The organism is Pseudomonas sp. UTLPPB19802 (genome assembly GCF_059730225.1).
On sequence record NZ_AP048545.1, the window covers coordinates 7,305,001 to 7,331,709 of the forward strand.

The window sequence follows — 26,709 nt, forward strand, 5'->3', positions numbered from 1 at the left end:
ACCTCGGCCACGCTCTGCACCAGGTTTTCCTTCTGCAGCAGGTCGAGTGCCGCCAGGCCGGCCGCGCAGGCCACCGGGTGCGCCGAGTAGGTGTAGCCGTGGGGGAATTCCACTGCGTACTCGGGAGTCGGCTGGTTCATGAAGGTCTGATAGATCTCGCTGCTGGCAATCACCGCTCCCATCGGAATGGCACCGTTGGTGACTTGCTTGGCGATGCACATCAGGTCCGGGGTCACGCCGAAGCTGTCGGCACCGAACATCGCACCGGTACGACCGAAGCCGGTGATCACTTCGTCGAACACCAGCAGGATGCTGTGCTGGTCGCAGATTTCGCGCAGGCGCTTGAGGTAGCCCTGGGGCGGCACCAGCACGCCGGCAGAACCGGCCATCGGCTCGACGAACACTGCGGCGATGTTCGAGGCGTCATGCAGTTCGATCAGCTTGAGCAACTCGTCAGCCAGGGCAATACCGCCCTGCTCCGGCATGCCACGGGAGAAGGCGTTGCTGGCCAGCAGGGTGTGTGGCAGGTGGTCAACGTCCTGCATGGCCTGGCCGAACAGCTTGCGGTTGCCGTTAACGCCACCAAGGCTGGTACCGGCGATGTTCACCCCGTGATAACCACGGGCACGGCCGATCATCTTGGTCTTGGTCGGCTGGCCCTTCAGGCGCCAGTAGGCACGGACCATCTTCACCGCGGTGTCGGCACACTCGGAACCGGAATCGGTGAAGAACACGTGGTTCAGGTTGCCCGGCGTCAGCGCGGTGATTTTCTCCGCCAACTGGAACGACAGCGGATGGCCGTACTGGAAGCCCGGCGAGTAGTCGAGGGTGCCCAGTTGCTTGGCCACCGCTTCCTGGATTTCCTTGCGGGTATGCCCGGCACCGCAGGTCCACAAGCCCGACAGCGAGTCATAGACCTTGCGCCCCTTGTCATCGATCAACCAGCTGCCTTCGGCGCCGACGATCAGGCGCGGGTCGCGCTGGAAGTTGCGGTTGGCGGTATAAGGCATCCAGTGGGCATCGAGCTTGAGCTGGCTGGCCAGGGAAGACGGAGCGTTTTCAGGCATGTTCATCGGCGAAACCTCGCAAGGCATTTAAGCGGCGTGGACGTTGAAAGCGTTGTTGCGGGTAAGTTGCCACGACGATAAAGTCGGTGAAATGCAACTTTTCTAACCTTCAGTCAAGAGCCGACTAAACCATGAGCAGCCGCCGCCCCGATCCCCTGGCGCAAGTCAGCGACTTCGATATCCGCCTGCTGCGGATCTTTCGCAGCGTGGTGGAATGCGGTGGCTTTTCAGCAGCGGAAACCGTGCTCGGCATCGGCCGTTCGGCGATCAGCCAGCAGATGAGCGATCTGGAGCAGCGCCTCGGCCTGCGCCTGTGCCAGCGAGGACGCGCGGGCTTTTCCTTGACCGAGGAAGGTCGCGAGGTCTATCAGTCGGCCTTGCAACTGCTGAGCGCACTGGAGAGCTTCCGCACCGAGGTCAACGGCCTGCACCAACACCTGCGTGGCGAGTTGACCATCGGCCTGACCGACAACCTGGTCACCCTGCCCCACATGCGCATCACTCACGCCCTGGCCCAGTTGAAAGAGCGCGGGCCGGACGTGCAGATCCAGATCCGCATGATTGCGCCCAACGAAGTGGAACAAGGCGTACTCGACGGCCGACTGCATGTCGGCGTGGTACCCCAGGCCAGCGTCTTGTCGGGCCTGGAGTACCAGCCGCTGTACAGTGAGCGTTCGCTGCTCTACTGCGCAGTGGGCCACCCACTGTTCTACGTTGATGACCGGCAGCTGGATGACGAGCGCCTCAACGCCCAGGATGCGATCGCCCCGACCTTCCGCCTGCCGGCCGAGATCCAGGCGCATTACCAGGCACTCAACTGCACGGCCAGTGCTTCCGACCGCGAAGGCATGGCGTTCCTCATTCTTACCGGGCGCTACATCGGCTACCTGCCGGACCACTACGCCAGCCTGTGGGTGCAGCAAGGTCGACTGCGGGCGCTGAAGGCCAGCAGCCGTTTCTACGACCTGAGCCTGGCCTCGGTAACGCGCAAGGGCCGGCGCCCGCACCTGGTGCTGGAGAGTTTCCTGGAAAGCCTGGCGGCGACCCGTTGATTCAACGAATTGACGTCAAGCCACAGGCTCCAAGCCCCGAATCCGGACACATTCAGGCTTTATATGATGGCGGGACTTGTCTGAACCCACCGGGTAAGTTATCTGTGCACAGGTTGCACCCACAGACCCTCTCGGAACTGCCTATGACCGTTGAAGTCCCTGCCCACGCCGGAAAACCCGCCAGCCGCATTCGCCAGAAAAACGAAGAAGCGATCATCAGGGCTGCCGAAGACGAATTCGCCCGTCATGGTTTCAAGGGCACCAGCATGAACACCATCGCGCAGAACGCCGGGCTGCCCAAGGCCAACCTGCATTACTACTTCACCAACAAGCTGGGCCTGTACGTCGCGGTGCTGAGCAACATCCTCGAATTGTGGGACAGCACCTTCAACCACCTGAACGCCGAGGACGATCCGGCCGAGGCCCTGAGTCGCTACATCCGCGCCAAGATGGAGTTCTCCCGGCGCCAGCCGCAGGCCTCGCGGATCTTCGCCATGGAGATCATCAGCGGCGGCGAATGCCTGAGCGAATATTTCAGCCAGGACTACCGCGCCTGGTTCCAGGGCCGGGCCAACGTATTCCAGGCTTGGATCGACGCTGGCAAGATGGACCCGGTCGATCCGATCCACTTGATCTTCCTGCTCTGGGGCAGCACCCAGCACTACGCCGACTTTGCCACGCAGATCTGCCGCGTCACCGGTCGTTCGCGCCTGACCAAGCAGGACATGGAAGCGGCTGGCAACAACCTGATCCGTATCATTCTCAAAGGCTGCGGGCTGACGCCGCCGCTCTGACCCTTCATTCAAAGCCGATTTCGTATGCCCTTTACCCTTGCCGGCGCTTGTGAATACCGAGAGGAAATCCGCAAAAGCCGCTTCATCACCCTCGCGGCACCGATCATCAGCGTTGCCGAGGCCCAGGCCTTCATCGAGCAGCACAGTGATCTGGATGCCACCCACAACTGCTGGGCCTGGAAGCTTGCCGACCAGTACCGCAGCAGCGATGACGGCGAACCCGGCGGCACCGCCGGGCGACCGATCCTGGCGGCGATCGAGGCGCAGGACTGCGACCAGGTCGCGGTGCTGGTGATCCGCTGGTACGGCGGCATTCAACTGGGTACCGGCGGGCTGGCTCGCGCCTATGGCGGCGGCGCCAACAAATGCCTGCAGAACGCCGAGCGCATCGAACTGATCAGCCGGGTGCCGCTGCGCTGCGCCTGCAGCTTCAGCGAGCTGGCACTGGTCAAGCTGCGCGTGGCCGAGGCTGGCGGGCTGGTGGTCGAGGAACAGTTCACCGCCAACGGCGTGGAACTGCAACTGGCGGTCGGCGACAGCCTGATCGACACCCTTCAGCGGCAACTGGCCGACCTCAGCCGCGGGCGCATCCTCCTGCAGCGCTAGTTGTCCACAGCCACCGGCAGTGCTCGTGGAAGGAGCCGGGCTTTTGCCCACAATCGCTGTGGGCCCGACTGTGGATAACCTGAGCACAGCCGCCTGTAACCCTTCTGTAACGTGGCTTTGCGGGCGCTGGTCAATTTTCATACAGCTGTTTGCCAAAGCTGTCGAAACTTTCTCGAAACAACGGCTTAGGCGCATTTATCGCATTTCGAAGATTACTGCGCAGCGCTTATGCCCGATGCCGCTGCTTGCTCACAAATACTGTGGAGCAAGCTGTGGATAACCCGTGCAAGGGTCGCCCGGTGACCGATCCGACATGGCCGGCGAACAATTGATCATTTATTGAACAGTCTACCGTTCACTGTACGCAAGCCCTGCGGACACCCGCACGTCCCTGATCGGCAGCAGTTGTGCGATTCCCCAGGCGATCTCGAAAAACAGGATCACCCCGATCAGCGCACTCGCCCCCTGGCTTAGTGCATAGGCCTGCCAGATGGCGAACAGCATCCGGCCAACGGCGTCATAACGCCCAAACACTGGCTGTGGATCACGGATGCGCAGCACCGCCCAGACACAAACGATCGAACCCATCAGGTTGGCCATCAGCATATGCGTCGGCTCGAACGCTGGCAGCGTCCCCGGCAACCCCATCGCCTGGTGCCACCCCTGCAACAGCCCGTGCAGTGCCATGAAGCTCCACGGCGTGACAAACGCGGCGGTGACGATCAGGTCGTACCAGCCACTGGCCCGAACCAGGCGACGATAGTGTTCCGTACTCCACATGGTGCAACTCCAGACTCATTAAGGAACACAGAGCCTAAGGCCTGGAGTATGCTCCAAGGTCAAGCCCTGCAAAGAGAGCAACCATGCGCATCGGAGAACTGGCCCAGGCCAGCGCCGTCAGCCGCGACACCCTGCGGTTCTACGAGCAGCGCGGGCTGATCGTCGCCCGCCGCAGCGCCAACGGTTATCGCGACTACGCTCCGGAGATGCTGCAACTGGTGCTCTACATCAAGACCGCCCAGCGCCTGGGCTTCAGCCTCGGCGAGATCGGCAACAGCGTCGCCGCGCTGTGGAACGCCCCCGATCCGGACAGCGCGGTCGCGCAGTTGCTACAGGACAAACTCAACCTGATCGAAACGCGCATCGCCGAACTCGGCGAACTGCGCCAGGAGTTGCAGCATCGCCTGCAACAGAGCTGTCCCCTGAGAACCCAGATTTCATGACACAAGGACTTATCCCATGAGCAGTAAGAACGCATTGATCATTGGCGCCTCCCGCGGCCTTGGCCTGGGGCTGGTGCAGCAACTGCTGGCCGATGGCTGGAACGTCACCGCCACCGTGCGTGATGCCGGCAAGGCCGACGCACTGAAAGCCGCCGGCCCGGTGCAGATCGAGACACTGGACATGGACAACCAGGCCGCCGTCGGCGCCCTCGCCGAGCGCCTGCAAGGCCAGGTGTTCGACCTGCTGTTCGTCAACGCCGGGGTCAAGGGCCCGGCCGACCAGAAGCCGGCCAACGCTTCGCTGGCGGATATCGGCCAGTTGTTCCTGACCAACGCCATCGCCCCGGTCGCCCTGGCCCAGCGTTTTGTCGGGCAGATCCGTCCAGGCTACGGCGTGATTGCCTTCATGAGTTCGGGCCTGGGCAGCGTGACCGTCCCCGATGCACCGGAACTGGCGTTCTACAAGGCCAGCAAGGCCGCACTGAACTCGATGACCAACAGCTTCCTGAGCGAAATCGAGGCGCCGACCTTCACCGTGCTATCGATGCACCCGGGCTGGGTGAAGACCGACATGGGCGGCGAAGACGCACAGATCGACGTGGCCACCAGTACCCGCGGCCTGGTCGACCAGGTGAACGCCTTCGCCGGCCGCGGCGGCCATCACTTCATCAACTACAAGGGCGAAACCATTCCCTGGTAAGCCATCAGAGCCCCAGCAACGAGAGCATGATGAACGTGGCAAACAGCACAAAGTGAGTCATGCCCTCGATGGCGTTAGTCTCGCCATCGTTGAGGTTGATCGCACTGACGATCAGGGTGATGAACACCATCACCGTCTGCACCGGGGTCATCGCCATCTGGAACGGCTGGCCGGTGTAGAGCGCCATGGCCTCCATCACCGGCACCGTCAGGATCACCGTCGACAACGACGCGCCGAGTGCGATGTTGACCACCGACTGCATGCGGTTGGCCAACGCCGCGCGCAAGGCCGTGAGAATTTCCGGCGCAGCGGAAATCGCCGCCACCAGGATGGCCGTGATCACCGGCGGCGCGCCGGTATTCTCCAGCCCCAGGTCGAGGGCCTTGGACATCACTTCGGCCAGCGCGCCGATCACCACGATACCCAGCACCAGGATGACGATGGACTGGGTCAGGTTGCCTTGCGGATGCTCTTCATGACCAGGCTCGCGACGCTTTTTCTCCGGGTAGCTGTAGCTGAAGAAATAGCTGTGGGAACCGACCTGCATGCGCAGGAACAACGTATACAACAGCACCATCGCACCGATGGTGAACGCCGAGTAGACCTTCCAGTCCGACTCGGGAATGAACTCCGGCACCACCATGGACACCCCCATCGCGGTGAGGATCATCACGCTGTAGGTACGCGCCGAATCATCATTGTAGGGCTGCTCGCCATGCTTGATGCCGCCCATCAGCGCGGCCAGGCCGAGGATGCCGTTGATATCGAGCATCACCGCCGAATAGATGGTGTCGCGCACCAGAGTCGGTGATGCCTCGTTGCTCATCATGATCGCCAGGATCACCACTTCCACCAGCACCGCCGACAGGGTCAGGATCATCGTGCCGTAGGGATCGCCGACCTTTTCCGCCAGCAGTTCGGCATGGTGGGCCACACGCATCGAGGCGCAGACAATGGCACCGATCAGCACCAGGCCGGCCATCAGCGCAACGCCGTGGCCATTGCCCAGCAGCGCGTGTTCCAACGGGTATGTCAGGGCCGCCATGATCAGGGCCAGCAGCAGGTATTTTTCTTCTCGTAACAGAGTGAGCATGAGAGGGTCTCGAGGGTGATGACTTACAGACTGCGGCGAACCGGCAGCGTTTCTTCCTTGTGGACGACAGGGCGCACGCTGAACGCCTGGTCAGGTTTTAGCAAATATTTTGTTTCACATCTGTAGAATGTTCGCGATCTGCACCTGATGAGAACCGAACATGTACGACTGGCTCAACGCCCTACCCAAGGCCGAACTGCACCTGCACCTCGAAGGCTCGCTCGAGCCCGAGCTGTTGTTCGCCCTGGCCGAGCGCAACAAGATCGCCCTGCCCTGGCAGGACGTCGACACCCTGCGCCAGGCCTACGCCTTCAACAACCTGCAGGAATTCCTCGACCTGTACTACCAGGGCGCCGACGTGCTGCGCACCTCCCAGGACTTCTACGACCTGACCTGGGCCTACCTGCTGCGCTGCAAGGAACAGAACGTCATCCACACCGAACCGTTCTTCGACCCGCAGACCCACACCGACCGGGGCATCCCCTTCGAAGTGGTGCTCAACGGCATCGCCGCGGCGCTCAAGGATGGCGAGCAGCAACTGGGCATCAGCAGCGGCCTGATCCTCAGCTTCCTGCGTCACCTGAGTGAAGAAGAAGCACAGAAGACCCTCGACCAGGCCCTGCCGTTTCGCGATGCCTTCGTCGCAGTCGGCCTGGACAGCTCGGAGATGGGCCATCCGCCCAGCAAGTTCCAGCGGGTCTTCGACCGGGCACGCGCCGAGGGTTTCCTCACCGTGGCGCATGCGGGCGAGGAAGGTCCACCGGAGTACATCTGGGAAGCCATCGACCTGCTGAAAATCCAGCGAATCGACCACGGCGTGCGCGCCATCGAGGACGAGCGCCTGATGCAGCGCATCATCGACGAGCAGATTCCGCTGACGGTCTGCCCGCTGTCCAACACCAAGCTGTGCGTGTTCGACCACATGTCCCAGCACAACATTCTCGACATGCTCGAGCGTGGCGTGAAGGTCACGGTGAACTCGGATGACCCGGCGTACTTCGGTGGTTATGTCACCGAAAACTTCCATGCCCTGCACACCCACCTGGGCATGACCCAGGACCAGGCCCGGCGCCTGGCGCAGAACAGCCTGGATGCCCGGCTGGTCAAGCCCTGACCGATATCGGCGGTACCTTTAGGAGCCGGGCTTGCCCGCGAAGAGGCCATTGAGGCCGCTAAAAGCTTCGCGGGCAGGCCACGCGCCTACAGGAAATCGGGGCGCTATCGGACCTCGGCCTCACTCAATTCCTCCAGCGACCGCCCGCGGGTTTCCACGCCGAAGCAGCCGACCACCAGCGCCGCGATCGCAAAGCACAGCGCCCCAAGCGCGAACACCCCACTCTGCCCCATCACTGGAAACACCAACCCGGTCACCAACGGTCCGAGCAACGAACCCACGCGGCCGATGGCCGAAGCAAACCCCGAGCCGGTGGCCCGTGCCGAAGTCGGATACAACTCCGGCGTGTAGGTATAGAGCACCGCCCACATCCCGAACAGGAAGAACTGCATCAGCAGGCCCGAGCCGATCAGCAGGCTCACCTCGCCGCCGAACACCGCACTCTGCCCGTAGAGAAACGCCATCACCCCACCGCCGAGCAACGTGACGATGCACACCGGCTTGCGCCCCCACAGTTCGATCAGCCACGCAGCCACCAGGAAACCGGGAATCCCGCCGAGGGAAATCAGTACGGTGTAGTACACCGACTGGGTCACGGCAAAACCCGACTGCTGCAGCAACGCGCTGAGCCATGAGGTCAGACCGTAGAAGCCCAGCAAGGCGAAAAACCAGACGCTCCAGATCATCAGGGTGCGCTGGCGGTACAACGGCGACCACAGTTGCCGGAACGCCGCAAAGAAACTCGGTTCACGCCCGACACCCCGCGGCAGGCGCTCCGGCGTCGGCAATGCAGCCAGCTTGAGCGAGGCACGCACCCGCTCCTCGATACCCCGCAGCACCTGGTCCGCAGCACCCTCGCGGCCTGCCTGCTCCAGCCAGCGTGGCGACTCGGGAATGAAGAAACGGACCGCCAGGACGAAAACCGCCGGCACCGCCAGCACCAGGAAGATGTCGCGCCAACCCACCAGCGGCAGGAGGAAATACGACAACAGCCCGGCCGCGACGAACCCGAGTGGCCAGAACCCATCCATCAGGGCGATATAGCGTCCGCGTCGCCTGGTCGGAATCAGTTCCGAGAGCATCGACTGGGCAATCGGAAACTCCATGCCCATGCCGATCCCCAGCAGCACCCGGAACAGCGTCAGCATCTCGACGGTCTGCGCCGTGGAACACAGGTAGCTGGCCAGCCCCCACAGCACGATGCTCCACTGGAACACCGGCTTGCGCCCGAAGCGGTCGGCGAGCATGCCCGACAGCGAGGCCCCCAGCACCATCCCGAAGAAACTCGAACTGGCCAGCAACCCCGCCTGGGCGCTGCTCAGGGCGAACTCGGCTTTGATCGAGCCGAGCAGGAACGTCATCATCGCCAGGTCCATCGAGTCGAAGAAAAATGCCAGGGCAATGACAATGAAGATCAGCCGGTGATAACCGCTGATCGGCAGCCGTTCCAGACGTTCCGCTGCGCTGTAGCCTTGAGTTTCCATGGGATATCCCTCGATTCGAATGCTCGATCGAGTGTGCGATATCACCGACTGGCGTTACTCCTGAGGACGACCTGCCCGCATCCATGAGCGACCCCCGTGGCGTCCGTGCCACGGGCAGCGAAGCGGTTCAGCCGGCCAGCTCCAGCTCGACCATGGCGGCGAACCTGTCGATCTGCCGCTCGCCGATGGGGGAAACCCGTAGCGCCCGGGAGTCCTCCATCAGGCCGAGCCAACCCGACTGCAGGAACAGTTGCAACAGCCCCGCGCCGAGTACCCCGCCCAAGTGCGGACGGCGTTCACGCACGTCATGGCAGACACAGACCATCTCATGGCGCCCATGGGCCAGTGCCTGGATATACAGCCCACGCTCGGCAAAACGCTGGGCGCCGACGCTGGTCACGCGGATACGCTGCTCCTGCTGTTCGATCCAGCCGGCCGCCAGCAGGCGCTGGTACAACTCGCAGGCCAGTTCTCCGCCGAGGTGATCGTGGCACTGCCGGGCCCGCTTGAGCGCCTCGGCATCCGGGGTCTGTAGCTTGATCGAGTGATTCACCACCAACGGCGCGCTGGCCAGTGAAGCGCTGGCCAGCGCTTCCACGGCGGTCGCGATCTCCGGGGCAGACAGGCGGAAGAAACGCTTGCGACCCCGGGCCTCCTGGCGCAGCAGGCCGCCGGCACTCAGGCGGGCCAGATGGGCACTGGCGGATGAAAGGGACAAACCGGCCAGCAGGGCCAGCTCATCGGCACAGCGTGCGCTGCCATCGAGCAACGCCCACATCATGGCGCTGCGCTTGGGGTCGGCGAGCAACGTGGCTATCTGGCTGATGCAAGGTGCGTATTCCATGTTTTCACTCCCTGTTGAAACACTGATCGACTGCACAACACCATACTGAGAAGTTCCTGAATTCAAACCAAGACGCAAAACTGCCAAAAGCCGGGAATTTTCCCTAATCCCTCGGCTCCGGCGGACCTCACGCACAGCGTGCTGCCTCTCAGGCATTGGATCCAATGAATCAAGCCTAAACCACAATGGAACAGCCGCAGACTTTTATTGCTGAACGGCTTGTAACAGGAAACGCATGACTAGCCGCCGCTACGCACCAGGCGAGCCGGAGCCTGGCGCGACAGCTCGGCACATCGCCGGCCGAGCATCTCGCGCAACAGGTTCACCGGCTTACTCAATTGAGCGCGATGGGCGCACAGCAGATTCAGCGGCGCCCGCTCGCACGACAGCTCCGGCAAGAGCACCTTCAGGCGCCCGGCCAACACATCGGTGCCGACATCCAGCCAGGACTTGTAGGCGATTCCCGCACCAGCCAGCGCCCACAGGCGCACCACATCGGCATCGTCGCTGAAGCGATCACCGCTGACCGTCAGGCCGATCTCGCGCCGGCCATCGTGAAAACTCCAATGATCATGGACACGGCTGCCGAGCATGAACAGCAGGCAGTTGTGCTGGGCCAGTTGCTCCAGGGTCGCCGGCTCGCCGTGACGCGCCAGGTATTCGGGCGCGGCGCACAGCACCCGACGGTTGTCCGGGGCGATCGGCAAGGCGACCAGGCTGGAATCCTCCGGCTCACCATAACGCAGGGCAATGTCCACCGGCTGGCGGAACAGGTCGGCAATCCGGTCACCCAGCAGCAGCCGTACCGTCAGGCGCGGGTGTTCCCGCTGGAACTCATCGAGCCAGGGCAGCAGCAGGTTGCGACCAAAATCCGAAGGCGCGGACAACTGCAGCACGCCGCTGACCTGGTCCTGCCCGCTGGCCAGCAGACGCCGGCCCTCGTCAAGATTGCTCAAGGCCGCCCGCGCGTACTCCAGGAAGCCCTCGCCTTCGGCCGTCAGCCGCAGGCTGCGGGTCGAGCGGGCGAGCAGGCGCGCGCCGAGCTGCTGTTCGATGCGCTTGAGCGAAGCGCTGGCCACCGCCGGCGACAGGTCCATGACCCGCGCCGCAGCAGACAGGCTGCCCAGATCGGCGGCCCGGACAAACAATTGCAAATCATCGAAGCGCAACATCCCGCACCCGGAATTATCAAAAAAATATTGAAAGAGCCTGCCGTTTTAGCCGGTTTTATCGCCCGGGGAAATAGCCAATCATTGACCCATCGAAAGGCCTTACCCATTCCAGCCCCCTCTACGGAGCCTCACCATGAAAGCCATCGCCTTCTACACCGCCTTGCCCATCAACGATCCCCTGTCGCTGCAAGACATCGAACTGCCCGCACCGGTCGCCGGTCCATGCGACCTGCTGGTCGAGGTCAAGGCCATCTCGGTCAACCCGGTGGACACCAAGGTCCGCCAGCACATGCCGCCGCCAGCTGGCGAGGCCAAGGTGCTGGGTTGGGACGTGGCCGGCGTGGTCAAGGCAGTCGGCAGCGACGTCAGCCTGTTCAAAGTCGGCGACAAGGTGTTCTACGCCGGTTCCCTGATCCGCCCCGGTGCCAACAGCGAACTGCACGTGGTCGACGAGCGCATTGTCGGGCACATGCCGCAAAGCCTGGGTTTTGCCGAGGCTGCCGCCCTGCCGCTGACTGCGATCACTGCCTGGGAGCTGCTGTTCGAACGCCTGCAAGTGGCCGAAGGCAAGACCGACCAGGGCCAGAGCCTGCTGATCGTCGGCGCGGCAGGCGGCGTGGGTTCGATCCTGACGCAGTTGGCCAGCCAACTGACCGGACTGAAAGTCATCGGCACCGCCTCGCGGCCCGAGACCCGCGAGTGGGTACAAGCGCTCGGCGCCGATCTGGTGATCGACCACAGCCAGCCACTGAGCGAAGAACTCAAGGCCCACGGCCTGGCGCATGTCACCCATGTCGCCAGCCTGACCCAGACCGACACCCACCTGGAGCAACTGGTCGCGGCCCTCAAGCCCCAGGGCAAGCTGGCGCTGATCGATGACCCGAAACACCTCGACGTCAGCCAGCTCAAGCGCAAGAGCCTGTCGCTGCACTGGGAGTTCATGTACACCCGCTCGATGTTCGAGACCGAGGACATGATCGAACAGCACCACCTGCTCAACCGGGTCGCCGACCTGATCGATTCGGGCGTGCTGAAAACCACGGTCGGCGAACACTTCGGCCAGATCAACGCGGCCAACCTGCGCCGGGCCCATGCCTTGCTGGAAAGCGGCAAGGCCAGGGGCAAGATCGTTCTGGAAGGATTTTGAGCCATGGCTGCGGGGCGGCGACTGGTGCCGTCCCGCAGACCTGTCGCGTGCGGGAGAAAGAGCGCGGGCTCAGCGTAGGACCGTCATCTGCCTCTCACAAGACAAGCAGAAATACCGTCAGTCAGATCCTTGATCCCCGTCATATCCATCCATGGATTCGGGTTTACAATGGCCGCCTTTGCCAACCAGAGGAAGTCAGCCATGAAGATCCTTGTCAAAGAGTTAGCAAAATCCCACGGCAGCCACTGGCAGGTCCGGCTCGACCAGCATGCGGTGACATTCCGCACCGAAGCCGAAGCCCGTGCCTTTGTCCAAACCCTGCAAGCCCGCCTGCAGGCTCCCCATATTTTCCCCGAACAGCAACGCGCCGTAGGCTGAATCAGCCCGCGACCACCCGCGCCTTCTCCAGGCGTCGGGTGAAAATGGCGACCGTCACCGCCAGCACCCCGCACAGCGCGATCACCAGCGCCATCGGCATCGCGCTGCCATCGTGTAGCAAGCCGACCAGCGAGGCTGCGCCGGCGGCGACGCTGAACTGCAGGCAACCGAACATCGCCGAGGCGCTGCCGGCCCGTGCGCCCTGGCCGCGCATGGCACAGGCAGCGGCATTGGGGACGATGCAACCCAGGCTGGCGATGCAGATGAACAACGGAACCAGCAACGGCCAGAGCTGCGTGGTGTGCAAGGTGCTGATGCCCAGCAGGGCCAGCCCCGCCGCAACATAGACCCAGACCGCCCGAGCCAGCAGCCGCGCTGGCCCCAGCTTCCCCAGCAGGCGCGCATTGACCTGGGCCACCAGGATGAAGCCAGCGGCGTTGCTGCCGAACAGCCAGCCGTAATGCTCGGCGGGAACGCCATACAACTTGATGAAGACGAACGGCGAGCCGGCGATATAGGCAAACATCCCGGCGATGGCGATGCCGCCGGTCAGTGCATGGCCGAAGAACACCCCGTCGGAAAGCAGGCGGCCGTACTGGCGCAGTGCACCCGACAACGGTTGGCGCGGCTGGCTGGCGGGCAGGCTCTCCGGCAGGCCAAGGGCCACGGCAAAGGCGGACAAGGCACTGAACAGCGTCAGCACGAGGAAAATCGACTGCCAGCCATAGAGGTTGACCAGCACCCCGCCGAGCATCGGCGCGAGGATCGGCGCCAGGCCGGTGACCAGCATCAGTTGCGAGAAGACCTTGGCCGAGCCCACGGCGTCACACTTGTCGCTGACCACCGCCCGGGAAATCACCGACCCGGCGCAACCGCCCAAGGCCTGCAGGAACCGCGCGGCGATCAGCCACTCCAGGTTCGGCGCAAAGGCACAGGCCAGCGATGCCACGGTGAACAGGGCGACGCCGACGAGCAATGGCCCGCGCCGACCGAAGCGATCGGCCAGCGGCCCGTAGGCCAGTTGGCCGATGGACAAGCCGAAAAAGTACACTGCCAGCGTCAGCTGGATATGTTTTTCATCGGTGCCGAAGGCGACGGCCATCGCCGGAAAGCCCGGCAGGTAGAAGTCGATGGCCAGGGGCGCGAAGGCACTCAGGGCCCCCAGGATCAGGATCGTTCGTAGGTTCATCAGGCATCCGGTAAACAGCAGTGCGCAAAGCCGGATAGTTTAACCGTGGACGATTACCTTGAACATTCCGATAGGTCGCTAACTAAATAAATACCCGACCAACGTACTCGGTCAGCCGGGCAGCAGGCTCGCAGTGCTAAGACTTCAACCCGCCAGCTTCGCCTCGTAGCCTTCCTCGACAATGGCGTTGATGACTTCTTCCGCCGACAAGCGGCTCTGCACGCCGACTTCCTTCGACCCCAGGTCGACCTGGACGCTGGCCGCCGGATCCTTGGCCTGGAGCGCAGAAGTGATCGCCTTGACGCAGTGACCGCAGGACATACCTTGAACATTGAAGACTTGCATGACGCTTCTCCTGTATTGAGGTTGCAGGCAGTTTCAAGCTTGCCACGATGGCAAGGTCAAGTTCCTCGATGATCTGCCGGGCTGGCATTTCGCTCGCCCCTGCGCCAAGCTTCGTCATCAACGATTCAACCGTAGGAGATTCAGCCATGCGCTGGTCAGCTTTCGGCCTGTTTGGCCTTCTCAGCCTGTTCGGGGCATCCCCCTTTGCCAGCGCCGCCGGAGAAAACTACGGGGTGCTGATCATCTCCCGTGAACGCCTGGAGGTCTCGACGCCCTGCGAAATCGGCGTCTACCTGCAGGACCAGTTGTCGGCACGGCTGTTCCAGGAACAAGCCACCTCCTTCAACCTGCCGCCGGGCGATGTTTCGGTTCGCCTGAAATCCCTGCCGAGCCAGGCACCTGGCTGCAACGCCAGCCTGCTGGCGGCACCCGAGCAGGTGATCAAGCTCAATGGCGGCGACGTGCGCAAGTTCGCCATTGTCGCCAGCCCGAGCGGCCTGCGCCTCAAGCAGGTACGGCTGGGCTATCAATAAACCTGCGCCGTATGAAATAGAGGCTTGACCTTGCCCATGTGGCAAGGTTGATCCTGTGGGCAACTTCTCCAGGAGTATCGCCCATGCCGGAATCCATCGCCTTTGACCTGCCGATCGCCGGCATGACCTGCGCCAGTTGCGCCGGCCGGGTCGAGCGGGCCCTGCGCAAAGTGGCAGGCGCCAGTGCGGTCAGTGTCAACCTCGCCACCGAACAGGCCCGCGTCCAGGCCCCGACCGACAGTCTGCCGGCGCTGTTGCAGGCCGTTGAACAGGCCGGTTACCAGGTACCCAGCCAGGAGCTGGAGCTGGATATCGGCGGCATGACCTGCGCTTCCTGCGCCGGGCGGGTCGAACGGGCGCTGAACAAGGTCGCCGGCGTACGCGGTGCCAGCGTCAACCTGGCCAGCGAACGGGCGCACATCCAGTTGCTGGGACAGCTCGAACCCAGCGTGCTGATCAGCGCCGTCGAAGCCGCCGGGTACTCGGCAAGCCTGCATGACAACGAAAGCAGCGTCGTCCAGTCCCAGGAGCAACGCCTGGTGCGTGAGCGCTGGCAACTGCTGCTGGCCCTCGCCCTGGCGCTGCCATTGGTGCTGCCCATGCTCGCCCAGCCCTTCGGCCATGACTGGATGCTGCCGGCCTGGCTGCAGTTCGCCCTGGCGACACCAGTCCAGTTCATCCTGGGAGCACGCTTCTATGTCGCGGCCTGGAAAGCGGTCAAGGCCGGCGCCGGCAACATGGACCTGCTGGTGGCCCTCGGTACCAGCGCCGGCTACGGCCTGAGCCTCTACCAGTGGATCAACGCCCATCCGGGCCACATGCCCCACCTGTATTTCGAAGCCTCGGCGGTGGTGATCGCCCTGGTGCTGCTGGGCAAGTACCTGGAGAGCCGCGCCAAGCGCCAGACCGCCAGTGCCATCCGCGCCCTGGAAGCATTGCGCCCGGAACGGGCGATCCAGGTGATCGACGGCCGCGAGCAGGACGTCGCCATCAGCGCCCTGCGGCTGGACGACCTGGTGCTGGTCAAGCCCGGCGAGCGCTTCCCGGTGGACGGCGAGGTGATTGAAGGCCAGAGCCACGCCGACGAGGCACTGATCAGCGGCGAGAGCCTGCCGGTGCCGAAACAGCCGGGAGACAAGGTCACCGGCGGCGCCATCAATGGCGAAGGCCGCCTGCTGGTCAAGACCCAGGCCCTGGGCGCCGAAACAGTCCTCGCACGAATCATACGCCTGGTGGAAGATGCCCAGGCCGGCAAGGCACCGATCCAGAAGCTGGTGGACAAGGTCAGCCAGGTGTTCGTCCCCAGTGTATTGCTGCTGGCCCTGGCGACCCTGCTTGGCTGGTGGTTGTACGGTGCCCCGCTGGAAACGGCACTGATCAACGCGGTGGCGGTGCTGGTAATCGCCTGTCCTTGCGCCCTCGGCCTGGCCACACCCACCGCGATCATGGCCGGCACTGGTGTCGCCGCGCGCCACGGCATCCTGATCAAGGACGCCGAGGCCCTGGAGCGCGCCCATGAGGTCAGCAGCGTGGTATTCGACAAGACCGGTACCCTGACCTCCGGTGCCCCGCGTATCGCCCACCTGTCGGCGGTGGATGGAGACGAAGCACTGGCCCTGCAATGGGCCGGGGCCCTGCAGCGCGGCAGCGAACACCCGCTGGCCAAGGCGGTGCTGGATGCCTGCGCCGAACGCGGCCTGGAAGTCGCGGATATCCGCGCCAGCCGCTCGCTGACCGGTCGCGGCATCGCCGGCGAGCTGGATGGTCGCGCGCTGGCCCTGGGCAACCGCCGTCTGCTCGACGAAAGCGGGCTGCAGCCGGGAACCCTGGAACAACTGGCGAATGCCTGGGAAAACGAAGGCCGCACCCTGTCCTGGTTGATCGAACAAGGCCCGCAGCCACGAGTCCTGGCCCTGTTTGCCTTCGGCGATACCCTCAAGACCGGTGCAGCGCAAGCCATCGCGCAACTCACTGCACGGCAAATCAGCAGCCACCTGCTGACCGGCGACAATCGCGGCAGCGCCAAGGTGGTGGCCGAGGCGCTGGGCATCGACGACGTGCACGCCGAAGTGCTGCCGGCCGACAAGGCCGCCACCGTCGGCGTGCTGAAAAAGAGCGGCGTGGTGGCGATGGTCGGCGACGGCATCAACGATGCGCCGGCCCTGGCTGCCGCGGATATCGGCATCGCCATGGGTGGCGGCACCGATGTCGCCATGCATGCCGCCGGCATCACCCTGATGCGCGGCGATCCGCGACTGGTGCCGGCGGCACTGGAAATCAGCCGCAAGACCTACGCCAAGATCCGGCAGAATCTGTTCTGGGCGTTCGTCTATAACCTGATCGGCATCCCGCTGGCCGCCTTCGGCCTGCTCAACCCGGTACTGGCTGGCGCGGCGATGGCCCTGTCGAGCGTCAGCGTGGTGAGCAACGCGCTGCTGCTCAAGACCTGGAAACCCGAAGACCTCGACTGAAGGAAGACGGCATGAATATCGGCCAAGCAGCCCGCCAGAGTGGCCTGAGCGCGAAGATGATTCGTTACTACGAGTCCATCGGTTTGCTCAAGGCGGCCACCCGCACCGACAGTGGCTACCGCCTGTACGGTGCGGATGAACTGCACACCCTGGCGTTCATCAAGCGCTCGCGGGACCTGGGTTTTTCCCTGGAGGAAGTCGGCAAGCTGCTGACGCTCTGGCAGGATCGACAGCGTGCCAGCGCCGATGTGAAGGCCTTGGCGCGCCAACATATCGACGAGTTGAACCGCAAGATCGACGAGCTGGCCGGCCTGCGCGATACCCTGCAGGAGCTGGTGGAACATTGCCACGGCGATCACCGCCCGGATTGCCCGATCCTCAGGGACCTGGCCTCGGGCAGTTGCTGTACGAAGAACTGAAGGCCGCGCCCCCTCGACACGGGGGCGCCAGCCGCGTCAGTGCTGCATCCAGGGTGGCGTCGGCTCCTCGGCCTGGCGACCGCGCGGGGCATCGTCAGCCGAACGAATCGCCTGCCGACGCTCCTCATCGAAGCGCGCCGCCTCGATTTCGCGCAGCACGCCACGCACGTCCGCCTGCACCTGATCCTCGGCGAACTCGCCGGTCAGGACGCTGCCCGGATGCAGGGTGCCAGCCTTGTACAGGGCCCACATTTCCCTGGCATAGCGGGTCTGCTTGAGTTCCGGGGCAAACTGGCCAAAGTAGGACGCCATGTTGTCGACATCCCGCTCCAACATGCTGAACGCGTGGTTGTTTCCCGCCGCATCCACGGCCTGGGGCAGGTCGATAATCACCGGGCCATCCGGCGCCAGCAGCACATTGAACTCCGACAGGTCACCGTGCACCAGACCGGCACACAGCATCAGCACGATCTGCGAGATCAGCAGCGCGTGATACTCGCGCGCCTGGTCCGGCTCCAGCACCACGTCGTTGAGGCGCGGTGCGGCATCGCCATACTCGTCGGCCACCAGTTCCATCAGCAACACGCCATCGAGGAAGTCGAACGGCTTGGGCACCCGCACCCCGGCACTGGCCAGGCGGAACAGGGCCGCCACCTCGGCGTTCTGCCAGGCGTCCTCGGCTTCCTTGCGCCCGAACTTGGAGCCCTTGGCCATGGCCCGGGCCTGACGGCTGTTACGTACCTTGCGGCCTTCCTGATACTCGGCCGCCTGACGAAAACTTCGTTTGTTCGCCTCCTTGTAAACCTTGGCGCAGCGCAGTTCCTTGCCACAGCGCACCACGTAGACAGCTGCCTCTTTGCCACTCATCAGTGGGCGCAGCACCTCGTCGACCAGACCGTCCTCGATCAGCGGTTCAATGCGTTTTGGAGTCTTCATCAGCTTTTATTCTGGGTCCTTTATTGCCAAGTACGCGACCATCATTCGTTGCGGCCCCATCCTCTCACAGCGAGTAGGAGATGCCGACCCCGAATGCCCTCCAATGCACTCAATGTGCCAGATTACTGCAGTAAATCCATGGGCCCAAGAATAATAGCCGACACCCGCCAGGCCACTACTCACCCGGCGCCCTGTCATCTGCGACACCGCCCGGCATACAAATACTCGGCAAAAACGCGAATATTCGCCAGATGGTCTAAATTTTTTTCTACCTGGGCCGAATCGCTCAGAGAGAGTGGTGATTTTGTCGGACAATCGGCACGTCGCCTGCGAAACGGATCTTCATTACCGCTCGACCTTCACAGCAGCCCTGTTCCGCGTGTCCCCGACACCTGCGGGCCAACAAGAAAAATCTGGAGCGCGGATGAATATCAAGCAGAAGTTGACCTGGGCGTTCGCAATCGTCGCCTGTTTGCCGGTGGTGCTGGTCGCCACCCTGGTGGTACTGAACCTGCGCAGTGAAGCGCGTAGCAATTTTGTCGACGGCAGCGGTCGGGAGATTCGCCAGGTCAACAACGCGATACAGGTGTTCTTTGAAGGCGTCAGCCAGAACATCGAATTCCTGGCCAATCATCCGCTGGTGAAAAATGCCGATGGCAGCCTCAAGAGCTACATGAGCGCCGATCCTTCGCAGGTTCCCGCAGGTGAACAGGACAAGCAGATATACGAACTGTTCGATGGCCTGGCCAAGACCCATCCGGCCTACTCCTACGTTTCCTATGGCGTCGGTAGCGGCGGCTACGTCAGCTGGCCAGCTGACCAGAAGTTCGCCAACTACGATCCGCGTGTACGCCCCTGGTACAAGACCGCACAGGCCAACCCCGGCAAAACCCTGCGCACCGCCGCCTACTACTGGGCGCCCGACGATGCGGTGATGGTCGCGACCGTGCGTACCGTGGACAACAAGCTCGGCGCCCAGGGCGGCGTGGTCAGCGTCGACGTGACCCTCAAGCAGCTCACCGAAATCGTCAAGCAGATCAAGCTGGGCGACAGCGGCTACCTGATGCTGATGGAAAACAGCGGCAACCTGCTGGTCGACCCCAAGCAGCCTGAGCACAACTTCAAGAATCTCGACAGCCTGGGCGGCGGTTATGCCGAACTGGCCAAGGCCGGCAAGGGCCTGGTGGAAGTCGAGATCAACGGCGAGAACTACATGGCCAATGTCTGGCCATCGGAACAACTGGGCTGGACCTTCATCGGCATGGTCAAGCAGAGCGAAGTGATGAAAAGCGCCAACCAACTGACCTGGCTGATCGCGATCATCGCCGTGGTGCTGGTGGTGGTCTTCGCCATAGTCGGCGCCAGCTTCGCCAGCCTGATCGTGCGGCCGATCCGCGGCGTATCCAGCGGCCTGGAAGGCATTGCCCAGGGCAACGGCGACCTGACCCAGAACCTGACCGTTCGTGGCCGTGACGAAACCGCGCAACTGGCCGGCTGGTTCAACCAGTTCCTCGGGGCGATTCGCGGGCTGATCCAGCATATCGGCCAATCGGCGAACAAGATTCTCGATTCGTCGCACAACTCGACCCGCGTCTCCAACGACATGGCCGACGCCGCCGGGCGCCAGCGCGAGGCCGTGGACATGGTGTCTACCGCGTTCCACGAAATGGTCGCCACCGCCAACGAGGTCGCGCGTTCCTGCAGCCAGGCCGCGGAGTCCGCCGACAGCGGCCAGCGCCAGGCCCGCGAAGGCCAGCAGCAGATCGATGCGGCGGTGCACAGCGTCGACCAGTTGAGCCAGGAAATCGAGCAGTCGGCCCAGTCGATGCAACAGCTGGAAAACGACAGCAATAACATCCAGTCGATTCTCGGCACCATCCGCTCCATCGCCGAACAGACCAACCTGCTGGCGCTGAACGCCGCGATTGAAGCGGCCCGGGCCGGCGAGCAGGGCCGTGGTTTTGCCGTGGTGGCGGACGAGGTTCGGGCACTGGCCAAGCGCACTGCCGACTCCACCGCGGAAATCGACGGGCTGCTGGGCAACCTGGCCAAGCGCACCAGCCAGGTAGCGCAACAGATGCACGCCAGCCTCGAAGTGTCGCAGCAGTCGGTAACCCGTATCGGCCTGGCCCGCAGCAGCTTCGGGCAGATCCGCGAGTCGGTGGACGTGATCCGCGACATGAACACCCAGATCGCCACGGCGGCAGAAGAACAGCATCAGGTGGCTGAGGACATCAACCGGCATATCAGCCAGATCCATGGCGATGCGCAGTTGGTGGCGGAGCTGGCGAACTCGGCACGACTGGACTCCCAGAGCCTGGCAGGGTTGTCCAACGAACTGGACGGCCTGGTCAAGCGCTTCCGGACCTGATCAAGGCGTACAGTCAGGGTTATAGGCAAGGCTTGGGGGCCCCTTCGCGGGGAAGCCCTCAAGATTGCTTCCAACCCGCGTTTCAGTGGCGAAACAACTCACCCGGCGTATAACCGAACAAGCCCTTGAACGCCGCGATATACGCCGAAGTCGAGTCGTAACCACAGGACAACGCCGCCCGCGTCACGCTGTCGCCCTCCTCCAACGCACTGAACGACGACAGCAGCCGCATGCGCTGGCGCCAGCCGCGAAAGCTCAGCCCGGTCTCGCGCTGGAACAGCCGCATCAGGGTCTTTTCCGACATGCCCAGGCGTTGCGCCCACTGTCCCAGGCTCGCGCCCTGCTCCGGACTTTCGATCAGTTCATTGCACAACCCGAGCAAGCGCGGATGGCGTGGCAGTGGCAGGGAGAAACCCACCTCCGGCAGACTCGCCAACTGATCCAGCAACACCTGCACCAGGCGTGATTCGGCGCTGCCTTCCTGGGGGTAATCCACCGGCAGCAGGCAGAAGCTCTTGATCAGCTCTCGCGCCAGCGGCGTCACCTCCAGCACCCGGCAACGTTCCGCCGCCCAGGGGCAGTCTTGTCTGCGCACATACAGGCTGCGCATTTCCGCCTGCATCGAGGTCACGACCTCGTGCTCCAGCCCCGCCGGAATCCATACGCCCCACTGCGGTGGCGCAAAGAAGCTGCCCTCGGAGGTATGCACCCCCAGCACGCCGCTGATGGCGTAGGAAAACTGTACCCAGTCGTGGCTGTGCCGCGAGGTCCAGGAGCCGGCGTTCAGGCTTTCGGCGCGGGCATACAGCGGGCGTGGCAGGGCCGACAGCGCCGGAATCTGCCGCTCGGGCCCGCGTTGTCCGTTGTTCGACATGGTTCAACCTTATATCGCCTGATGGCTGGCGGATGCGACCTTAGGCCAGAGCCAGGCATAAGACAATGGCCGCTCCGTCAACCCTCCGTGTCAGCGCTCGATAATCGCCGTCACGCCCTGCCCACCGGCCGCACAGATCGAGATCAACCCGCGTCCCTGTCCCGCCCGGTCGAGCAGTTTCGCCAGGTTGGCAACGATCCTGCCGCCGGTGGCCGCAAACGGATGCCCGGCCGCCAGGGAACTGCCCTTGACGTTGAGCCGGTTTCGGTCGATCGACCCCAGGGGTGCATCGAGTCCCAGGCGGGTCTTGCAGTACTCGGGATCCTCCCAGGCCTTGAGCGTGCACAGTACCTGGGCGGCGAACGCCTCGTGGATCTCGTAGTAGTCGAAATCCTGCAGCGTCAGGCCATTGCGCGCCAACAGCCGCGGCACCGCGTAGACCGGCGCCATCAACAAGCCTTCCGTGCCCTTGACGAAATCCACCGCCGCTGCCTCGCCATCGCGCAGGTAGGCCAGTACCGGCAGCCCACGCTCCCGAGCCCAATCCTCGCTGCCCAGCAGCACCAGCGAAGCGCCATCGGTCAGCGGCGTGGAGTTACCGGCCGTCAGCGTTCCCTTGGCGCTGCGCTCGAACACCGGCTTGAGTACCGCGAGATTTTCCAGGCTGAGATCGGGGCGCAGGTTGTTGTCGCGGGTCAGGCCGAGAAACGGCGTGAGCAGGTCGTCATGCCAGCCTTCGGCATAGGCGGCAGCCATCTTCCGGTGACTGTCCAGTGCCAACTGGTCCTGCTCGTCACGGGGAATGCTCCAGGCCTGGGCCATCAACTCGCAATGCTGGCCCATGGACAAGCCGGTGCGGGGTTCGCCGTTACGCGGCAGCTCCGGTTTCAGGTGATGCGGACGCAGTTGCAACAGCGTCTTGAGCTTGTCTCCAAGGCTTTTGCTTCGATTGATTTGCAACAGAATCTGTCGAAGCCCCTCATTGACCCCGATCGGCGCATCGGACGTGGTATCGACGCCGCCGGCAATGCCGCACTCGATCTGCCCCAGGGCAATCTTGTTCGCCACCAGCAGCGCCGCCTCCAGCCCGGTGCCGCAGGCCTGCTGGATGTCATAGGCCGGGGTTTGCGGCGACAGCCGCGAGCCCAGGACGCACTCGCGGGTCAGGTTGAAATCCCGCGAATGCTTGAGCACCGCACCCGCCGCCACTTCCCCCAGGCGCAGGCCATGCAGGTTGAAACGCTCGATCAGCCCCTCCAGCGCCGCTGTCAGCATCGCCTGGTTGCTCGCGTTGGCATAGGGACCGTTGGAGCGGGCAAACGGGATGCGGTTGCCCCCGATAATGGCAACACGGCGCAACGTACTCATAAAAAACTCCCTATTATTCGAATGACACTGCCGCTAAAAGAGTAGGACCTTTCTTAGAAAACGAACCACCGCCAGGCCTTTGCGGTCCACCTTTTGAACCCCTGTCGCCGGAGAGCGTTCCATGTCTGACCGTTATATCGACTTCGCCAACTCGACGATCGGCCAACGCCTGGTCGGCGCGCTTGGCCTGCCGGCACCGACGCGTCTGGAGCGCTGGCAGGCCGGACGCCTGCGCCCGGTCGAAGGCGCCCTGTTGCTGGGCGGTGGCCCCTTGGCGGCGCAGATCGGCGGCTTCGCCCAGCGCCTGACCGATGCTGTCTACAGCTATGGCAGCGAAGTGCCGGGCTGCAGCACCTGGATTCCTGGCCACAGGCCCAAGCTCAAGGCGCTGGTGTTCGATGCCGGCGCCATCGTCCAGGTCGAGCAGCTCAAGCAACTGCGTGAGTTCTTCCAGCCGCTGCTGAGGAACCTCGAATCGAGCCCACACCTGGTGATTCTCGGACGCGCGCCCCACACCCTGCGCGATCCGTTCGCCGCCAGCGCGCAACGGGCCCTGGAAGGTTTCAGCCGCTCGCTGGCCAAGGAACTGCGCAACGGCGGCACCCTGCAGTTGCTGTACGTCGATGATGATGCCCAGGACCAGCTCGAAGGTGCGCTGCGCTTCTTCCTGTCGCCGAAAAGCGCCTACGTCAGTGGCCAAGTGCTCCACCTCGGCGCCTGCAGCAGCCGGGTGCTGGATTGGAGCCGACCGCTGGCCGGCCGCAAGGCGCTGGTCACCGGCGCAGCGCGTGGCATCGGCGCGGCCATTGCCGAAACCCTGGCCCGCGACGGCAGCGACATCATCCTGCTCGACGTGCCCCAGGCCCGCAGCGATCTCGAAGCCCTTGCCGCCCGCCTGGGCGCGCGCAGCATCGCCCTCGACATCTGCGCCGAAGACGCCGCTGCACAACTGGTGGCGCAACTGCCGGATGGCCTCGACATCCTAGTGCATAACGCCGGCATCACCCGCGACAAGACCCTGGCGAACATGACTCCCGAGTTCTGGGACGCAGTGCTGGCGGTCAACCTCAATGCGCCCCAGGTGCTGACCAAGGCCCTGCTCGACAGCGGCACCCTGCATGACCATGGCCGGGTGATCCTGCTCGCCTCGATCAGCGGCATCGCCGGCAATCGCGGCCAGACCAACTACGCCGCGAGCAAGGCCGGGCTGATTGGCCTGGCCCAGTCCTGGGCGCCACTGCTGCATGAGCGTGACATCAGCATCAATGCCGTGGCGCCCGGCTTCATCGAGACGCAGATGACCGCGCACATCCCCTTCGCCCTGCGCGAAGCCGGGCGGCGCATGAGTTCCCTGGGCCAGGGCGGCCTGCCCCAGGATGTCGCCGAAGCCGTCGCATGGCTCGCCCAACCGGGCTCCGGAGCGATCAGCGGGCAGGCCCTGCGGGTCTGTGGACAAAGCGTACTGGGGGCCTGAGCATGCTCGTGAATTGGCAGTACCTGACCACTGCACCCGGGCTGCCCGGCCTGTATGTCCGGGCCGCCCGGCGGCGCAAGATCACCGGCACGCAACTGCCCAGCGAAGGCCTGCGCTGCTGGGTCACTGTCGATACCAAGCGCCTGGCGGCCTACCGACGGATCTGCGGGTTCGCCGATACCGGGCTGATGCCGGCCACCTATCCCCATGTACTGGCCTTTCCCCTGCAATTGCAGTTGCTGACCGGGAAAAACTTTCCCTTTCCGCTGCTGGGCCTGGTGCACCTGAGCAATCGCATCCGCATCTTGCGCCCGCTGGGCGGCGTCACCAGCCTGCGGGTCGGCGTACAGGTGCAGAACCTGCAACCCCATCCCAAAGGCGCAACCTTCGACCTGGTGACCCAGATCGACGACGCCCTCGGGCCGCTGTGGGAAGCCGAAAGCCGCATGCTCTGCCGTGGCGTCGAGTTGCCAGGCGAACCCGCCGTCCCTTTGCAGTCCGAACCGGCACCGATGCTGGAACTGACCCGTTGGCCATGCCCGACGGATATCGGCCGCCAATATGCCAAGGTCTCCGGCGACTACAACCCGATCCACCTGAGCGCCCTCAGTGCCCGCCTGTTCGGCTTTCCCAAAGCCATCGCCCATGGCTTGTGGAGCAAGGCACGGACCCTGGCAGCCCTGGGCAACCATCTGCCGGCGGCGAACATCGAGATCGAGGTGACGTTCAGGAAACCGGTCCACCTGCCCAATGAGCTGGTGCTGCATGCCAGTGTCCCCGGTTCCAGCGGTGACTTGCGCCTGACGGGTGCCGGGGAACTGGAGCATATGACCGGGCATTGGCAGCCGATTGCCTGAGGTACGCCCGGCAAGCTGACAATTGGCTGAGGCCGATGAATATTTCATCTGCCTGGAGCGTTCTCCCCATGGCGAGGCCCTTGCTTCCCGTTGCCATCCACCGGAAGCTAGTGGCCTGGAAGGAGAACACCACGCATGAACCTCGACGAACTGACCCAACGCCTGCACGGCATCCGTGATCGCAACGACTGGAAACAATTCCACAGCCCAAAGAACCTGGCGATGGCCGCCAGCGTCGAGATGGCCGAACTGGTGGAGATTTTCCAGTGGCTGACGGAGGATCAGTCGCGCCAGCTGCCCCTGGAAAAACTCGCCCATGCCGGACAGGAAGTCGGAGACATCGTGCTCTATCTCCTGCTTTTATGCAGCGAACTGGGACTGGACATGAACGAAGTGGTCCGCGCCAAGCTGGCCGACAGTGAACGGCGGTTCACCCAATGAGCGACCGTCATTTCGACCAGCTGGCCACCCGCTTCGCCGAGAAGATCTACGGCGGCGCCAAGGGCGCGATCCGCCTTGCGGTGCTGCAGGCCGACCTTGCCGAAACCCTGCCGGACCGGCCGCTGCGGGTGCTGGACATTGGCGCCGGGCTCGGCCACATGTCCTTGTGGCTGGCCCAGCGCGGCCACCACGTGACCCTGGCCGAACCCGCCGAGCCGATGCTCGAAGGCGCCCGCCAGCGTTTCGCCGAAGCCGGGCAGCCGGCAATCTTCATCCAGGCGCCGTGGCAGGACCTGCTCGGCCAGCTCACCGAACCCTACGACCTGGTGCTGTGCCACGCGGTGCTGGAATGGCTGGCCGAGCCTCATGCGATCCTGCCGGTGCTGCACCAGTTGACGCGGCCGGATGGCTGGTTGTCGCTGGCCTTCTACAACCGCGATGCGCTGATCTACCGCAACCTGCTCAAGGGCCATTTCCGCAAGATGCGCAAGAACGACATGGCCGGTGAAAAGCAGAGCCTGACGCCGCAACAACCGCTTGATCCGCGCGAGCTGGCGGCGCAACTTGAAGGCCTGTGGCGCGTCGAAACCCAGAGCGGCGTGCGGGTGTTCCACGACTACATGCCGGTCGAGTTCCAGGCCCGTACCGAGCTGGTCGACCTGCTGGAAATGGAACTGGCCCATCGTCGTCATCCAGGCTTTGCCGGGCTTGGGCGTTACCTGCACTGGATCTGCCGTCCGGTGTAATACGGAGGAAG

At 63.8% G+C, this 26,709-nt stretch carries 26 protein-coding genes and 2 pseudogenes (1 of these 28 only partly in view); 17 read left to right on the plus strand and 11 right to left on the minus strand.

Annotated features, from left to right (window positions below; translation table 11 throughout):
• Positions 1–1,073, minus strand: partial view of an omega-aminotransferase AptA gene (aptA, locus tag AC6I6U_RS32345; RefSeq protein ID WP_497879974.1) — the 5' portion only. The gene continues 277 nt to the left of window position 1, outside the view; 1,073 of the gene's 1,350 nt are visible here — the first part of the coding sequence; the start codon lies at positions 1,071–1,073; the stop codon falls past the left edge of the window.
• A gap of 125 nt (positions 1,074–1,198) precedes the next feature.
• Between aptA and AC6I6U_RS32350 the strand changes: the two genes are divergently transcribed.
• From AC6I6U_RS32350 to AC6I6U_RS32360, 3 genes are all read left to right on the plus strand, one after another.
• On the plus strand, positions 1,199–2,119 hold the full coding sequence (locus AC6I6U_RS32350) for a LysR family transcriptional regulator (protein ID WP_497879975.1): 921 nt from the start codon (positions 1,199–1,201) through the stop codon (positions 2,117–2,119).
• Positions 2,120–2,262: 143 nt separating this feature from the next.
• Positions 2,263–2,913 (plus strand): TetR/AcrR family transcriptional regulator, encoded by a 651-nt coding sequence (locus tag AC6I6U_RS32355; protein WP_497879976.1) that lies wholly within the window; start codon positions 2,263–2,265, stop codon positions 2,911–2,913.
• A gap of 24 nt (positions 2,914–2,937) precedes the next feature.
• The gene (locus AC6I6U_RS32360) at positions 2,938–3,519 is read left to right on the plus strand and encodes an IMPACT family protein (protein ID WP_497879977.1); all 582 of its coding nucleotides are present in this window, start codon (positions 2,938–2,940) and stop codon (positions 3,517–3,519) included.
• 348 nt (positions 3,520–3,867) lie between these two features.
• On the opposite strand, the gene AC6I6U_RS32365 is transcribed toward AC6I6U_RS32360, so the two are convergent.
• Positions 3,868–4,299, minus strand: a complete 432-nt coding sequence (locus AC6I6U_RS32365) for a hypothetical protein (protein WP_497879978.1) — start codon at positions 4,297–4,299, stop codon at positions 3,868–3,870.
• Between the two features lie 83 nt (positions 4,300–4,382).
• On the opposite strand from AC6I6U_RS32365, the gene AC6I6U_RS32370 reads away from it, so the two are divergent.
• Positions 4,383–4,742, plus strand: a complete 360-nt coding sequence (locus AC6I6U_RS32370; RefSeq protein ID WP_497879979.1) for a MerR family transcriptional regulator — start codon at positions 4,383–4,385, stop codon at positions 4,740–4,742.
• A 16-nt stretch (positions 4,743–4,758) separates the two neighbouring features.
• A complete protein-coding gene (locus tag AC6I6U_RS32375) occupies positions 4,759–5,442 on the plus strand; it encodes an SDR family oxidoreductase (RefSeq protein WP_497879980.1) in 684 nt (227 codons plus the stop codon).
• 4 nt (positions 5,443–5,446) lie between these two features.
• Here AC6I6U_RS32375 and AC6I6U_RS32380 read toward each other — a convergent pair whose 3' ends face one another.
• Positions 5,447–6,535, minus strand: coding sequence for a calcium:cation antiporter (locus tag AC6I6U_RS32380; protein WP_497879981.1), 1,089 nt, complete (start codon positions 6,533–6,535; stop codon positions 5,447–5,449).
• A gap of 160 nt (positions 6,536–6,695) precedes the next feature.
• On the opposite strand from AC6I6U_RS32380, the gene AC6I6U_RS32385 reads away from it, so the two are divergent.
• Positions 6,696–7,649, plus strand: a complete 954-nt coding sequence (locus tag AC6I6U_RS32385) for an adenosine deaminase (RefSeq protein WP_497879982.1) — start codon at positions 6,696–6,698, stop codon at positions 7,647–7,649.
• Between the two features lie 104 nt (positions 7,650–7,753).
• Here AC6I6U_RS32385 and AC6I6U_RS32390 read toward each other — a convergent pair whose 3' ends face one another.
• The 3 genes from AC6I6U_RS32390 to vimR all read right to left on the minus strand — a co-directional run bounded on the left by AC6I6U_RS32390 (position 7,754) and on the right by vimR (position 11,149).
• A complete protein-coding gene (locus tag AC6I6U_RS32390; protein WP_497879983.1) occupies positions 7,754–9,133 on the minus strand; it encodes an MFS transporter in 1,380 nt (459 codons plus the stop codon).
• 127 nt (positions 9,134–9,260) lie between these two features.
• A complete protein-coding gene (locus AC6I6U_RS32395) occupies positions 9,261–9,977 on the minus strand; it encodes an ArsR/SmtB family transcription factor (RefSeq protein ID WP_497879984.1) in 717 nt (238 codons plus the stop codon).
• A 239-nt stretch (positions 9,978–10,216) separates the two neighbouring features.
• Positions 10,217–11,149: a transcription regulator VimR gene (vimR, locus tag AC6I6U_RS32400; protein WP_497879985.1), complete on the minus strand. Its 933-nt coding sequence runs from the start codon at positions 11,147–11,149 to the stop codon at positions 10,217–10,219.
• Positions 11,150–11,282: 133 nt separating this feature from the next.
• Here vimR and AC6I6U_RS32405 point away from each other — a divergent pair, with 133 nt between their 5' ends.
• Positions 11,283–12,296 carry a zinc-binding alcohol dehydrogenase family protein gene (locus AC6I6U_RS32405; protein ID WP_497879986.1) on the plus strand — a complete coding sequence of 338 codons (1,014 nt, stop codon included), beginning with the start codon at positions 11,283–11,285 and terminating at the stop codon, positions 12,294–12,296.
• Between the two features lie 201 nt (positions 12,297–12,497).
• Positions 12,498–12,674 (plus strand): hypothetical protein, encoded by a 177-nt coding sequence (locus AC6I6U_RS32410; RefSeq protein WP_497879987.1) that lies wholly within the window; start codon positions 12,498–12,500, stop codon positions 12,672–12,674.
• Position 12,675: 1 nt separating this feature from the next.
• On the opposite strand, the gene AC6I6U_RS32415 is transcribed toward AC6I6U_RS32410, so the two are convergent.
• Together AC6I6U_RS32415 and AC6I6U_RS32420 are read right to left on the minus strand one after the other, a co-directional pair.
• Positions 12,676–13,863 (minus strand): multidrug effflux MFS transporter, encoded by a 1,188-nt coding sequence (locus AC6I6U_RS32415; RefSeq protein ID WP_497879988.1) that lies wholly within the window; start codon positions 13,861–13,863, stop codon positions 12,676–12,678.
• A gap of 144 nt (positions 13,864–14,007) precedes the next feature.
• Positions 14,008–14,208 carry a heavy-metal-associated domain-containing protein gene (locus AC6I6U_RS32420; protein ID WP_497879989.1) on the minus strand — a complete coding sequence of 67 codons (201 nt, stop codon included), beginning with the start codon at positions 14,206–14,208 and terminating at the stop codon, positions 14,008–14,010.
• Positions 14,209–14,354: 146 nt separating this feature from the next.
• Between AC6I6U_RS32420 and AC6I6U_RS32425 the strand changes: the two genes are divergently transcribed.
• The 3 genes from AC6I6U_RS32425 (at position 14,355) to cueR (ending at position 17,631) form a co-directional block, all read left to right on the plus strand.
• Complete coding sequence (locus AC6I6U_RS32425; protein WP_497879990.1) at positions 14,355–14,741, plus strand: hypothetical protein; 387 nt, start codon at positions 14,355–14,357, stop codon at positions 14,739–14,741.
• An 83-nt stretch (positions 14,742–14,824) separates the two neighbouring features.
• Positions 14,825–17,212, plus strand: a complete 2,388-nt coding sequence (locus tag AC6I6U_RS32430) for a heavy metal translocating P-type ATPase (protein WP_497879991.1) — start codon at positions 14,825–14,827, stop codon at positions 17,210–17,212.
• A gap of 11 nt (positions 17,213–17,223) precedes the next feature.
• The gene (gene cueR / locus AC6I6U_RS32435) at positions 17,224–17,631 is read left to right on the plus strand and encodes a Cu(I)-responsive transcriptional regulator (RefSeq protein ID WP_497879992.1); all 408 of its coding nucleotides are present in this window, start codon (positions 17,224–17,226) and stop codon (positions 17,629–17,631) included.
• A gap of 36 nt (positions 17,632–17,667) precedes the next feature.
• Here cueR and AC6I6U_RS32440 read toward each other — a convergent pair whose 3' ends face one another.
• Positions 17,668–18,567, minus strand: coding sequence for a PA4780 family RIO1-like protein kinase (locus AC6I6U_RS32440; RefSeq protein ID WP_497879993.1), 900 nt, complete (start codon positions 18,565–18,567; stop codon positions 17,668–17,670).
• Between the two features lie 424 nt (positions 18,568–18,991).
• On the opposite strand from AC6I6U_RS32440, the pseudogene AC6I6U_RS32445 reads away from it, so the two are divergent.
• Positions 18,992–20,080 (plus strand): annotated as a pseudogene (locus AC6I6U_RS32445) (cache domain-containing protein); the annotation flags it as partial.
• 261 nt (positions 20,081–20,341) lie between these two features.
• Positions 20,342–20,938: pseudogene (locus AC6I6U_RS32450) on the plus strand (methyl-accepting chemotaxis protein); the annotation flags it as partial.
• Between the two features lie 82 nt (positions 20,939–21,020).
• On the opposite strand, the gene AC6I6U_RS32455 reads toward AC6I6U_RS32450, so the two are convergent.
• Both AC6I6U_RS32455 and AC6I6U_RS32460 read right to left on the minus strand, forming a co-directional pair.
• The gene (locus tag AC6I6U_RS32455; protein ID WP_497879994.1) at positions 21,021–21,812 is read right to left on the minus strand and encodes an AraC family transcriptional regulator; all 792 of its coding nucleotides are present in this window, start codon (positions 21,810–21,812) and stop codon (positions 21,021–21,023) included.
• Positions 21,813–21,902: 90 nt separating this feature from the next.
• Positions 21,903–23,180: an acetyl-CoA C-acetyltransferase gene (locus AC6I6U_RS32460; protein WP_497879995.1), complete on the minus strand. Its 1,278-nt coding sequence runs from the start codon at positions 23,178–23,180 to the stop codon at positions 21,903–21,905.
• Positions 23,181–23,301: 121 nt separating this feature from the next.
• Here AC6I6U_RS32460 and AC6I6U_RS32465 point away from each other — a divergent pair, with 121 nt between their 5' ends.
• From AC6I6U_RS32465 to AC6I6U_RS32480, 4 genes are all read left to right on the plus strand, one after another.
• The gene (locus AC6I6U_RS32465) at positions 23,302–24,654 is read left to right on the plus strand and encodes a 3-oxoacyl-ACP reductase (RefSeq protein WP_497879996.1); all 1,353 of its coding nucleotides are present in this window, start codon (positions 23,302–23,304) and stop codon (positions 24,652–24,654) included.
• A gap of 2 nt (positions 24,655–24,656) precedes the next feature.
• On the plus strand, positions 24,657–25,511 hold the full coding sequence (locus AC6I6U_RS32470) for a MaoC family dehydratase (RefSeq protein WP_497879997.1): 855 nt from the start codon (positions 24,657–24,659) through the stop codon (positions 25,509–25,511).
• 135 nt (positions 25,512–25,646) lie between these two features.
• Entirely contained in the window at positions 25,647–25,952 is a 306-nt protein-coding gene (locus AC6I6U_RS32475) for a MazG-like family protein (protein ID WP_497879998.1), read from the plus strand.
• On the plus strand, positions 25,949–26,698 hold the full coding sequence (locus AC6I6U_RS32480; RefSeq protein ID WP_497879999.1) for a methyltransferase domain-containing protein: 750 nt from the start codon (positions 25,949–25,951) through the stop codon (positions 26,696–26,698). The genes AC6I6U_RS32475 and AC6I6U_RS32480 overlap by 4 nt, the downstream gene beginning before the upstream one ends.
• Positions 26,699–26,709: the final 11 nt, after the last annotated feature.